The organism is Massilia cellulosiltytica (genome assembly GCF_047325105.1).
GTDB lineage: Bacteria > Pseudomonadota > Gammaproteobacteria > Burkholderiales > Burkholderiaceae_D > Telluria > Telluria orientalis.
In genome coordinates, this window is record NZ_CP168562.1 from 7,061,210 (window position 1) to 7,073,954 (window position 12,745).

Annotated in this window: 6 protein-coding genes; all 6 read left to right on the forward strand. The window is 64.6% G+C overall.

All coding sequences use genetic code 11. From position 1 onward, the window contains the following. The first annotated feature begins 80 nt into the window (after positions 1–80). The 6 genes from ACEN9H_RS31110 to ACEN9H_RS31135 all read left to right on the forward strand — a co-directional run bounded on the left by ACEN9H_RS31110 (position 81) and on the right by ACEN9H_RS31135 (position 12,691). A complete protein-coding gene (locus tag ACEN9H_RS31110; RefSeq protein ID WP_413673239.1) occupies positions 81–3,191 on the forward strand; it encodes a DEAD/DEAH box helicase in 3,111 nt (1,036 codons plus the stop codon). A 182-nt stretch (positions 3,192–3,373) separates the two neighbouring features. Further along, positions 3,374–4,519, forward strand: a complete 1,146-nt coding sequence (locus ACEN9H_RS31115) for an ATP-binding protein (protein WP_413673240.1) — start codon at positions 3,374–3,376, stop codon at positions 4,517–4,519. 49 nt (positions 4,520–4,568) lie between these two features. After that, entirely contained in the window at positions 4,569–5,252 is a 684-nt protein-coding gene (locus ACEN9H_RS31120; protein ID WP_056126096.1) for a response regulator transcription factor, read from the forward strand. Between the two features lie 42 nt (positions 5,253–5,294). Next, positions 5,295–5,993: a transposase gene (locus tag ACEN9H_RS31125; protein ID WP_371763171.1), complete on the forward strand. Its 699-nt coding sequence runs from the start codon at positions 5,295–5,297 to the stop codon at positions 5,991–5,993. A 341-nt stretch (positions 5,994–6,334) separates the two neighbouring features. Next, positions 6,335–11,050 (forward strand): glutamate synthase-related protein, encoded by a 4,716-nt coding sequence (locus tag ACEN9H_RS31130; RefSeq protein WP_413673241.1) that lies wholly within the window; start codon positions 6,335–6,337, stop codon positions 11,048–11,050. Positions 11,051–11,227: 177 nt separating this feature from the next. After that, positions 11,228–12,691 carry a glutamate synthase subunit beta gene (locus ACEN9H_RS31135; protein WP_413673242.1) on the forward strand — a complete coding sequence of 488 codons (1,464 nt, stop codon included), beginning with the start codon at positions 11,228–11,230 and terminating at the stop codon, positions 12,689–12,691. Positions 12,692–12,745 lie beyond the last annotated feature (54 nt).

The window sequence follows — 12,745 nt, forward strand, 5'->3', positions numbered from 1 at the left end:
CGATCCCTAACAAAGCTGTTCGGGTCGCATGACGGATAATAGGTATTGTTGTTTTTTCAAATTAAAGACTCGTGAGACCCATGCACACAGTTGATTTTCATCGCGACGACACCAGCGACGCACCGCCGGCTCGAGCACCTGCACGCGCTCCGGCCCTGCCCGCACCGGTGTTAAGCTGGCTGCAAAGGGTCGAGGCCGCAGCACATCCCCAGCCGAAGCTGACCGCGGAAGTCACTGACCCCAAGGCCGTCCAGTACAAATTCGTTTATGTCATGGCCCCGACCAGCGGCGGCCGCCACGTCGCGATCTGCCTGTGCAAGGCGCGCCTGCGCCCGAACGGCGACGTGGCCGCGGCCAGCCCGGTGAGCGAAGTGTTCTCGCTGCTGTCGGCGCCGCCCGCGTACCTCGAAGGCGACGACGAGGACCTGGTGCGTTTCTTCATCGCCATGCGCAGCGGCTCCAACCAGAGCACGAGCGCGACCGAGCCCAAGGGCAAGGTCGGCGCCATCCTGCTGCAGCAACTGCTCGCGCAAGGGAAACTGCTGTGGGCGAACTCGTGGTCCGACATGACCAATGGCCTGCTGTATCCGCTGCAGGCGGGGCCTGTGCGCAAGGCCAATCTCACGTGGCGCGACGAAGGCCGCGCGGCCAAGCTCGGCTGGTCGGTGGAGCCGGCCAAGGGCGCGACGCACCCCGGCGCCGATCTCGTCGACTACATGCTGCCGACGGATCCGCCGTGGTACATCGACAACCTGTCGTGCGGCCCGCTGGACCTGAACCGCGGCGGCATCGACATCTCGCTGGCCGACCTGCAGGCACTCGTGTCGCAGGCGCCGCCGCTGGCCGGCAACGACAAGAAACGCGTGTCGCAATTGCTGCTGGCGCATGGCCTGCAACAGCTGATGCCGCTGCCGCAGCCGCTCACGCAGCGCATCCGCACCGACGTGAAACCGCAGCCGCACCTGCTGCTGGACGCCATCCCGCAGGCCGAGGGTAACGGCCAGCGCTGGCAGGACTTCGCCGTGCTGTCGTTCGACTACGACGGCCAGCGCATCTCGTTCGACCCGGCCCAGCGCGTCGTGCGCCAGATCGGCGACGTCACCGAAGTCATCGAGCGCGACGACGCGCTGGAAGCGGTCGCGCTGGACGCCCTGAACAAGCTGGGCTTCCGCAAGCCGGCCACGACGCCGCTGTCGGCCCTGTCCGGCGCGCTGCTGCTGGACGGCCAGGCGCACTGGCTGCGCTTCGCCGAAAACGACCTCGACGCGCTGTCCGACCTCGGCTGGCACGTGCAGAAGTCGCCGAAATACCGCTACGACGTCGTGCCGGTCGAAGAGTGGTATGCCGACATCGACGAGCCGCCCGAGGCCGGCAACGCGTGGTTCGAGCTGGAGCTGGGCATCGTCGTCAACCGCAAGCGCATGCCGCTGCTGCCCGTGCTGGTGCAACTCATTCGCACGGCGCCGCTGGACTTCAATCCGGACGTGCTGGCCGCGCACGCGGAAGCCGACCAGATGCTGGCGACCTTGCCGGACGGCGTGCGCGTGGCGCTGCCGTGGGGCCGCGTGAAGCCCATCCTGTCGACGCTGGGCGAGCTGTATTTCAACGACAAGATCAAGAACAAGGTCCGCCTGTCGACGCTGGATGCGGCGCGCCTGGAAGAACTCGCGAAAGGCACCGAACTGACGTGGACCGGCGGCGAGCGCCTGCGCGAAACGGGCCGCAAGCTGAGCCAGTTCGGCAAGGTGAAAAAGGTCGATGCGCCGAAGGGCCTGCAGGCGACCTTGCGCGATTACCAGCTCGACGGTCTCGCATGGATGCAATTCCTGCGCGAATACGACCTGGGCGGCATCCTCGCCGACGACATGGGTCTCGGTAAAACCGTGCAGACGATCGCCCACATCCTGACGGAAAAGGAAGCGGGCCGCCTGACGAACCCGGCGCTGGTCATCGCGCCGACGAGCCTCATGATGAACTGGATGGAAGAAGCCGCGCGCTTCGCTCCGGACCTGAAGGTGCTGCTGTTGCAGGGCAAGGAGCGCATGGATCTGTTCGACCAGATCGATGGCGCCGACATCGTGCTGACGACGTACGCGCTGCTGCCGCGCGACGAAGAAAAGCTGCGCGAGCACGAGTACCACCTCGTGATCCTGGACGAATCGCACTACATCAAGAACACGCGCTCGAAGGCGGCGCAGACGGCCGGCTCGCTGAACGCGCGCCACCGCCTGTGCCTGTCCGGCACGCCGCTGGAAAACCACCTGGGCGAGCTGTGGTCGCAATTCCACTTCCTGCTGCCGGGCCTGCTCGGCGACGAGAAGACCTTCAATACGCAGTTCCGTCACCCGATCGAGCGCCAGGACGACCCGGTGCGCCGCATGCTGCTGAACCGCCGCATCAAGCCGTTCCTGCTGCGCCGCACGAAGGACCACGTGGCGAAAGAGCTGCCGGAAAAGACGGAGATGATCCGCCGCATCGAGATCACGGGCCCGCAGCGCGACCTGTACGAGACCGTGCGCCTGGCGATGGACAAGAAGGTGCGCGACGAGATCGACCGCAAGGGCGTGGCGCGCAGCCAGATCGTCATCCTGGAAGCGCTGCTGAAACTGCGCCAGGTCTGCTGCGACCCGCGTCTGGTGAAGGCGATGCCGGGCAAGAAGAACACGGCGGCCGTGTCGGCCAAGCTCATCGACCTGATGCAGATGGTCGACGACCTGCTGGGAGAGGGCCGCAAGATCCTCGTGTTCTCGCAGTTCACGAGCATGCTGGGCCTGATCGAAGAAGAACTCGATGCGCGCAAGATCCCGTACGCGATTCTCACCGGCGAGACGCGCGACCGTTCCGCGCAGGTGGCGGCATTCCAGCAGGGCGCCGTGCCGATCTTCCTGATCAGCCTCAAGGCCGGCGGCGTGGGCCTGAACCTGACCGCGGCCGACACGGTCATCCACTACGACCCGTGGTGGAACCCGGCGGCCGAGAACCAGGCGACGGACCGTGCATGGCGCATCGGGCAGGACAAACCGGTGTTCGTCTATAAACTGATCGCGAAGGGCACGCTGGAAGAAAAGATCCAGCTGCTGCAGCAAAAGAAATCCGAGCTGGCGGCGTCGATCCTGGCCGAAGGCGAATCGCAGAAGATGGCGCTCACGCAGGAAGACCTGCAGGCGATCTTCGCGCCGCTGGACGAGTAAACGCGGCAGCGTCGTGGCCAAGAGGGCAAGCCTGTGCGGCTTGCCCTTTTTATTTGCGCATGCATATATCGCTTATCTTCGTATTCTGCGTGTTTGACGCAACGGCGGCCCCAGGTTATCTATGCAAAGCGTTATATCGGGCACTATACTTATTGTCTGGAATCATTCTCATTAAGGCCATCATGACGCGCAGCGCATCCGTCTCGGCGGACATCTCCACGGCGGACGCCTTTCGCACGATTGCCGAACTGGGCGGTGACCTGGCCTTCATCCTCGATTGCACCACCGGTGTGCCGGCGTATGTCAGCCCCGGCGTCGACGACATGCTCGGCTATTCGCTCGCCGACATCCGCGCGCAGATGGAGCAGGGGGGGGACGGCCCGCTGGCCGCCTTGTGCGCCGGCCTGCCGGAGCGGCTGCGCCGGTTTGCCGCCGGCGACGGGTCGCGCCTGCGCGTGATGCGCGAGTTCGACCTGCGCCGGCCGGACGGCAGCGAGGTGGCCGTCGAGGTGATTTCGACCCTGGCGCTGGACGACGCCGGCCAGCCGCGGGCGCTGCTGGGCCTCGTGCGCGACGTGTCCGCGCGGCGCGAGCGGGAGCGCGAGAGAAAGCGGTTTGCCAGCATGCTGAACCATGAATTCCGCACGCCGCTGTCGACGATAGACGGCGCGATCCAGCGCCTCGAAGCGCTGGGCACGAAGGCGGATGAGGCAACGCGCGAGCGCTACCGCAAGATCGCCACCGCGACGGACCGCCTGATCGCGATGCTGGACGACTATCTGTCCCCCGAGCGCATGGCCGCGCTCGGCAGCCAGCGCCGCGAGAACAAGGTGGGGCCGAAGCTGCTGCTGGAAGAACTGGTGGCGCAGGCGCGCGCGGCCGGACGTCCCGTGACCTTGCAAGCCAGCGACCTGCCGGCCGCGCTGCGAGGCGAACCGTCCGGCCTGCGCCTGGCGCTCAAGGTGTTGTTGGACAATGCCCTGCGCTATACACCGGCCGGCACCGCGCTGCACGTGGCGGGACGGCGGGTCGACGGCGGCGTCGAACTGGCGCTGCGCGACGAGGGATATGGCGTGCCGGCGGACGACGTCGCACGCATCTTCGACAAGGGTTACCGCGGCGCGAATGTCGAGGGCGTCGCGGGCAGCGGGCTCGGACTGTACATGGCGCGCTCCGTGGTGGAAGTGCACGGTGGCAGTTTGACATATGCATGTCCTCCAGAGGGCGGCGCCGAGTTCAGGCTATGGCTGCCGGCACAGGCGAGCGGGGCAAAAAGTCTTGCTTCCGGAATGACCAGCAGTGATAATCGGCATGGCGACCGGGGTTAGCCGCCCGACAACGAAGCCGGGAATACGAAACAAGGAATTGGCAAAACCCATGACGCAAATATTGATTGTTGAAGACAATGGCGAATACGCAGGCGATATGGCCGATTTCCTCAAGGAACTCGGCCACGACGTCACGATCGCGACCACCGCCAGCGATATGTGGGCCGCGCTGACGCGCACGCCGGCGGCCGTGGTCGTGCTCGACCTGGGCCTGCCCGACGAGGACGGCTTCAACGTGATTCCACGAATGCGCCAGCTGTATCCCGAGATCGGGCTGTTGGTGCTGACGGGCCGCGTGGCCTTCGACAACCGCATCCTCGGCCTGCGCCTCGGCGCCGACCACTATCTCACCAAGCCGATCAAATTCCCGGAACTGGCCGCCCACATCGAGGCGCTGGACCGCCGCGTGCGGCCGTCGTCCGAGCCGGCGCCCGCGCCGAGCAAGTGGACCCTGCGCGTCTCGGCCCGCCAGCTCGAGCTGATGGGCAAGGTGATCGACCTGACGGAAAAAGAGTGCAACTTCCTGCACCTGCTGACCATCAACACCCGGCCCGTTCCGCGCCAGGTGATCGTGGCCGGCATGGGTGGCGACGATCCGGATGCCAGCCGCCGCGTCGACATGCTCGTCTACCGCCTGCGCAAGAAGGCCCGCACCGGCCTCGGCCAGGACCTGCCGCTGCGCAGCGCCTATGGCGAGGGCTACAGCCTGTCCGCCGGGTTCACGCTGGCCTGATTAATTGGGGACAGAGCGGGGTGATTGCGTTAGAATGACGCCATGGCCCGCCAACCCCGACTGATCCTGCCGAACCAGCCGCATCTGATCATCCAGCGCGGCAACGACAACCAACTGATCTTCCGCGACGACGAAGACCACCGCCGCTTCCTGGAATGGCTGCGCGAGAGCGCGAAGTTCTACCGCGTGGCCATCCACGCGTACGTCCTGATGCCGAACCACCTGCATGTGCTGGCGACGCCGTCCGACGAGGACGGCCTGGCGGCGATGATGCAGAAGGTGGGACGGTTATATGTTCCCTGGTTCAACAACAAGTATGGCCGCTCGGGCACCCTGTTCCAGGGCCGCTTCCGCACGTCCCTGATCGACCCGGACGCGTATTTCCTCGCCTGCATCCGCTACATCGAATTGAACCCGCTGCGCAGCCAGCTGGCGTTCGATCCGCTCGACTATCCGTGGTCGAGCTACGCGCATCACGCCGGCGTGCGGCCGGATCCGCTCATTACCGACCACGCCAAGTACTGGGAACTCGGCAACACGCCGTTCCAGCGCGAAGCGGCGTTCATCGAGCTGGCGCAGCAGGGCATGTCGGGGCAGGAGCTGGACACGATCAATGCGGCGGTGCTGAAGGGGGCGCCGCTGGGGACCCATGCGTTCAAGGTCGAGCTGGAGCACAAGACCAAGCGCCAGATCCTGCCGGCGAAGCGGGGGAGGCCGTTCAAGGTCAAGGCTGCGGAATAGATTTGTGCGCAGCGTCATTGCAACAAATACAGAGGGGGGAGGCCGTTGCCTCCCTTTTTTTATGCCCGTCATTCCCGCGCAAGCGGGAATCCATACTGAATATCTAAGGCCAGCTCAGCATGGGTTCCCGCTTCCGCGGGAACGACGGTTTTTCGTATAACTATATGATTTTATTAATGGAATAAGCGAACTGAACAATTTTGCTTACTATGTCCCCATTTAATTCGCGACTAAAAAACTCGGCATTTAATTCGACTCCGACCCTAATTATTGCTATTGATGTTTACCGAAGTCTGCTCTATCCTCGGCCTTCAATATCTTCAAAATGCTGCGGAGCCCCCATGATTGCCCAAGGTTTGTACGATCCCGCCAATGAACACGACGCCTGTGGCGTCGGTTTCGTCGCCCATATCAAGGGCAACAAGAGCCACTCCATTATTGAACAGGGTCTGCTGATCCTGAAAAACCTGGACCACCGGGGCGCCGTCGGTGCCGATGCCCTGATGGGCGACGGTGCGGGTATCCTGATCCAGATCCCCGACCAGTTCTACCGCGACGAGATGGCCAAGCAGGGCATCGAACTGCCGCCGCCGGGCGAATATGGCGTCGGCATGATCTTCCTGCCGAAGGAACACGCTTCGCGCATCGCCTGCGAACAGGAAATCGAGCGCGCCGTGCGCGCCGAAGGCCAGGTCGTGCTGGGCTGGCGCAACGTGCCGGTGGACGACACGATGCCGATGTCGCCGACCGTCCGCACCAAAGAGCCGGTGATCCGCCAGATCTTCATCGGCCGCGGCCCGGACGTGATGGTCACGGACGCGCTCGAGCGCAAGCTGTACGTCATCCGCAAATCGTCGGGCCACGCGATCCAGGCCCTGAAACTCATCCACGGCAAGGAATTCTTCGTGCCGTCGATGTCCGCCCGTACCGTCGTCTACAAGGGCCTGCTGCTGGCGGACCAGGTCGGCGTGTACTACAAGGACCTGCAGGACCCGCGCTGCGTCTCCGCGCTGGCCATGGTGCACCAGCGCTTCTCGACGAACACGTTCCCGGAGTGGCCGCTGGCCCACCCGTACCGCCTGCTGGCGCACAACGGCGAGATCAACACCGTCAAGGGCAACTTCAACTGGACCCGCGCCCGCGAAGGCGTCATGAAGTCGGCCGTGCTGGGCGACGACCTGCAGAAACTGTTCCCGCTGATCTATGAAGGCCAGTCGGACACCGCCTGCTTCGACAACGCGCTCGAACTGCTGGTCATGGCCGGCTACCCGATCGCCCAGGCGATGATGATGATGATCCCGGAAGCCTGGGAAAACCACGCGACGATGGACGAGAACCGCCGCGCGTTCTACGAATACCACGCCGCGATGATGGAACCGTGGGACGGCCCGGCCGCCATGGCCTTCACCGACGGCCGCCACATCGGCGGTACGCTGGACCGCAACGGCCTGCGTCCGGCGCGCTACATCGTCACGGACGACGACCTGGTCGTCATGGCCTCGGAATCGGGCACGCTGCCGATCCCGGAATCGCGCATCGTCAAGAAATGGCGTCTGCAGCCGGGCAAGATGTTCCTCATCGACCTGGAAGCTGGCCGCATCATCGACGACAAGGAACTGAAAGACACCTACTCGAACGCCAAGCCCTATAAAGCATGGATCAAGTCGGTGCGCATCAAGCTCAACGAAATCAAGCTGTCGGAAAGCCAGCTGTCGCAGAACCGTGCCAAGGATGCGCAGGGCGAGAAAGCCGCTATTTCTCTGCTGGACCGCCAGCAGGCATTCGGCTACACCCAGGAAGACTTGAAGTTCCTGATGGCCCCGATGGCCGTGCTGGGCGAAGAAGCCACCGGCTCGATGGGTAACGACTCGCCGCTGGCCGTCATGTCGAACAAGCTGAAGCCGCTGTACTCGTACTTCAAGCAGCTGTTCGCCCAGGTCACGAACCCGCCGATCGACCCGATCCGCGAAGCGATGGTGATGTCGCTCGTGTCGTTCATCGGTCCGAAGCCGAACCTGCTGGACACGAACAACGTCAACCCGCCGATGCGCCTCGAAGTGTCGCAGCCGGTGATCGGCTTCGACGACATGGCCCGCCTGCGCAGCATCAGCCTGCACACCGGCGGCAAGTTCAAGTCGTATGAACTGAACATCTGCTACCCGGTCTCGTGGGGCAAGGAAGGCATCGAAGCGTCGCTGGCCTCGCTGTGCGCGGAAGCCGTCGATGCCGTCAAGTCGGGCCACAACATCCTGATCGTCTCGGACCGCAACGTCAACGCCGACCAGGTCGCGATCCCCGCGCTGCTGGCGACGTCCGCGATCCACCAGCACCTCGTCCAGCGCGGCCTGCGCGCATCGACGGGCCTCGTCGTGGAAACCGGTTCGTGCCGCGAGACGCACCACTTCGCCCTGCTGGCCGGCTACGGCGCGGAAGCCGTGCACCCGTACCTGGCGCTGGAAACGCTGGTCGACCTGGCGCACACGCTGCCGCACGAGATGGCTGCAGATAAAGCCATCTACAACTACACCAAGGCAGTCGGCAAGGGCCTCATGAAGGTCATGTCGAAGATGGGCATCTCGACCTACATGTCGTACTGCGGCGCCCAGATTTTCGAAGCCATCGGCCTGAACAAGTCGCTGGTCGACAAGTACTTCCGCGGCACGTCGTCGACGGTGGAAGGCATCGGCCTGTTCGAAGTGGCCGAGGAAGCCCTGCGCCTGCACGGCCTGGCCTTCGGCAAGGATCCGCTGCTGGCCAATGCGCTGGACGTCGGCGGCGAATACGCCTACCGCGTGCGCGGCGAAGACCACCTGTGGACGCCGGACGCGATCGCCAAGCTGCAGCACTCGACCCGTGCCAACAACTTCAGCACCTATAAAGAGTACGCGCAGCTCATCAACGACCAGACCCGCCGTCACCTGACCCTGCGCGGCCTGTTCGAATTCAAGATCGATCCGACCAAGGCGATCCCGCTGGACGAAGTCGAGCCGGCAAAAGAGATCGTCAAGCGTTTCGCCACCGGCGCGATGTCGCTGGGCTCGATCTCGACCGAAGCCCACGCCACGCTGGCCATCGCCATGAACCGTATCGGCGGCAAGTCGAACACGGGCGAAGGCGGTGAGGATCCGGCGCGCTACATGGGCGAGTTCAAGGGCATCAAGATCGCCAAGGGCGAGACCCTGGCCTCGATCCTGGGCAAGGACCGCGTCGTCGCCGACATCCCGCTGGTCGAAGGCGATTCGCTGCGTTCGAAGATCAAGCAGGTGGCATCGGGCCGCTTCGGTGTGACCGCCGAATACCTGGCGTCCGCCGACCAGATCCAGATCAAGATGGCGCAGGGCGCCAAGCCGGGCGAAGGCGGCCAGCTGCCGGGCCACAAAGTGTCCGAGTACATCGCGTCGCTGCGCTTCTCGGTGCCGGGCGTGGGCCTGATCTCGCCGCCGCCGCACCACGACATCTACTCGATCGAAGACCTGGCGCAGCTGATCCACGACCTGAAAAACGTGAACCCGCACGCGTCGATCTCCGTGAAGCTGGTGTCGGAAGTCGGTATCGGTACGGTCGCTGCCGGTGTGTCGAAGGCGAAGGCCGACCACGTCGTCGTCGCCGGCCATGACGGCGGCACCGGCGCATCGCCGCTGTCGTCGGTCAAGCACGCCGGCACGCCGTGGGAACTGGGCCTCGCCGAGACCCAGCAGACCCTCGTGCTGAACGGCCTGCGCAGCCGTATCCGCGTCCAGGCCGACGGCCAGATGCGTACCGGCCGCGACGTCGTCATCGCCGCCCTGCTGGGCGCGGACGAAGTGGGCTTCGCGACGGCACCGCTGGTCGTCGAAGGCTGCATCATGATGCGTAAGTGCCACCTGAACACCTGCCCGGTGGGCGTGGCCACCCAGGATCCGGAACTGCGCGCCAAGTTCTCGGGCAAGCCGGAACACGTCGTGAACTACTTCTTCTTCGTCGCCGAAGAAGCGCGCCAGATCATGGCCCAGCTGGGCATCCGCACGTTCGACGAGCTGATCGGCCGTTCCGACCTGCTGGACAAGTCGAAGGCCGTCGGCCACTGGAAGGCACAGGGCCTGGACTTCTCGAACATCTTCTACCAGCCGAAGGTCGACGACAAACGCCAGCTGCTGCACTCGGACGGCCAGGACCACGGCCTGGACAAGGCCCTGGACCACAAGTTGATCGCACAGGCCAAGGCCGCGCTGGAGAAGGGCGAGCGCGTCTCGTTCATCTCGCCGGTGAAGAACGTCAACCGCACGGTTGGCGCGATGCTGTCGGGCGAAGTCGCCAAGCGCTACGGCCATGCCGGCCTGCCGGACGACACGATCCACATCCAGCTGCAGGGCACCGCGGGCCAGTCGGCCGGCGCGTTCCTGGCACACGGCATCACGCTGGACCTGGTCGGCGAAGGTAACGACTACGTCGGTAAAGGCCTGTCGGGCGGCCGCATCATCGTGCGTCCGAACACGGAGTTCCGCGGCTGGGCCGTCGACAACATCATCGTCGGCAACACGGTGCTGTACGGCGCGATCGCCGGTGAAGCGTTCCTGAACGGCGTGGCCGGCGAGCGTTTCGCGGTGCGTAACTCGGGTGCGACCGCGATCGTCGAAGGCGTGGGCGACCACGGCTGCGAATACATGACCGGCGGTACCGTCGTCGTGCTGGGCGACACCGGCCGCAACTTCGCGGCGGGCATGTCGGGCGGTGTGGCGTATGTCTACGATCCGAAGGGCGACTTCGAGCAGAAGTGCAACACCGCGATGGTGGCACTGGAGAGCGTGCAGTCGACCAAGGAACAGAGCGACAAGGCCAGCTGGCACGCACAGACCCGCAACGGCGAGCGCGAGTCGGACGAAGCGATCCTGAAGCGCCTGATCGAGCGTCACTTCAAGCACACGGGTTCGACCCGTGCGCGCAACCTGCTGGACGACTGGGCCAACAGCCGCAGCAAGTTCGTCAAGGTCTTCCCGACCGAGTACAAGCGCGCACTGGAAGAGATGCACAACAGCAGCATGGAAGAAGCCAACGACAAGATCGAACTGGCTGCCTGATGCTGCAAGGGCCGCGTGCCTGTTGAACTTGGGCCCCCGCCTGCGCGGGGGCGACGGATCAAACGTTAGCGGTTGAACGTCGTCCCCGCGAAGGCGGGGACCCAAGCAAAAGCAACCGAAGTCGCGCCGCCCGCATCTCCTCGAACCGAACAGAACACGACATACCAAGGAATACAAATGGGTAAGATCACCGGCTTCATGGAATTTCAGCGCCAGGAAGAAGACCACCTGGAACCCGCTGCCCGCCTCAAGAACTACAAGGAATTTTCGATCACCCTGACCGACGCGCAAGCGAAGGTGCAAGGTGCGCGCTGCATGGATTGCGGCATCCCGTTCTGCAACACCGGCTGCCCCGTCAACAACCAGATCCCCGACTGGAACGACCTGGTTTACCACGGCAACTACCGCTACGCCGTCGACAACTTGCATTCGACGAACAACTTCCCGGAATTCACGGGCCGCATCTGCCCGGCGCCGTGCGAAGCCGCCTGCACGCTGGGCATCAACAATGAGCCGGTCGGCATCAAGTCGATCGAGCGCAAGATCGCCGACGCCGGCTGGGAACACGGCTGGATCGTCCCGCAACCGGCCGCCGTCAAGACCGGCAAGAAGGTCGCGATCATCGGTTCCGGCCCCGCAGGCCTGGCCGCGGCCCAGCAGCTGGGCCGCGCCGGTCACGACGTGACGGTGTTCGAGAAGAACGACCGCGTCGGCGGCCTGCTGCGCTACGGCATCCCCGACTTCAAGATGGAGAAAGACCTGATCGACCGCCGCGTCGAACAGATGAAGGCCGAAGGCGTCACCTTCCGTACGTCGACCCTGATCGGCAAGGATTTCCCGGCCACCGTCAGCAACATGGCGCGCGACACCATCTTCCCGGAAGACCTCGTCAAGGATTACGACGCCGTGATCATGGCCGGCGGCGCCGAGGCACCGCGCGACCTGCCGGTCCCGGGCCGCGACCTGAAGGGCGTGCACTTCGCGATGGACTTCCTGCCGCAGCAGAACCGCGTCAACGCCGGCGACAAAGTGAAAGACCAGATCAAGGCCACGGGCAAGCACGTGATCGTGATCGGCGGCGGCGATACCGGCTCCGACTGCGTGGGCACGTCGAACCGCCACGGCGCCGCATCGGTGACCCAGTTCGAACTGATGCCGATGCCGCCGGAACAGGAAAACAAGCCGCTCGTGTGGCCGTACTGGCCGACCAAGCTGCGCACCTCGTCGTCGCACGAAGAAGGCTGCGAGCGCGACTTCGCCGTCGCCACCAAGCGCTTCGAAGGCAAGGGCGGTAAAGTGGAAAAAATCATCGCCTGCCGCGTCGAGTGGAAAGACGGCAAGATGACGGAAGTGGCCAACTCGGAATTCGAACTGAAGGCCGACCTCGTGCTGCTGGCCATGGGCTTCGTCTCGCCGGTGCAGCAGGTGCTGGACGCGTTCGGCGTGCAAAAGGATGCCCGCGGCAACGCGCGCGCCACGACCGATGGCGATGTCTGCTACCAGACGTCGGTGCCGAAAGTCTTCACCGCCGGCGACATGCGCCGCGGCCAGTCCCTGGTCGTGTGGGCGATCCGCGAAGGCCGCCAGTGCGCGCGCGCCGTCGATGAATTCCTGATGGGTTCGTCGGTACTGCCGCGCTGATCTGCCAGCGCCTGTCTGGATGAACGGCCCGGGTGTGCAGCCCGGGCCGTTTTT

Bases quoted from the DNA above. Each gene is read 5' to 3' on its own strand.
- ACEN9H_RS31110 (WP_413673239.1), top strand. From the start codon at position 81: ATGCACACAGTTGATTTTCATCGCGACGACACCAGCGACGCACCGCCG.
- ACEN9H_RS31115 (WP_413673240.1), top strand. From the start codon at position 3,374: ATGACGCGCAGCGCATCCGTCTCGGCGGACATCTCCACGGCGGACGCC.
- ACEN9H_RS31120 (WP_056126096.1), top strand. From the start codon at position 4,569: ATGACGCAAATATTGATTGTTGAAGACAATGGCGAATACGCAGGCGAT.
- ACEN9H_RS31125 (WP_371763171.1), top strand. From the start codon at position 5,295: ATGGCCCGCCAACCCCGACTGATCCTGCCGAACCAGCCGCATCTGATC.
- ACEN9H_RS31130 (WP_413673241.1), top strand. From the start codon at position 6,335: ATGATTGCCCAAGGTTTGTACGATCCCGCCAATGAACACGACGCCTGT.
- ACEN9H_RS31135 (WP_413673242.1), top strand. From the start codon at position 11,228: ATGGGTAAGATCACCGGCTTCATGGAATTTCAGCGCCAGGAAGAAGAC.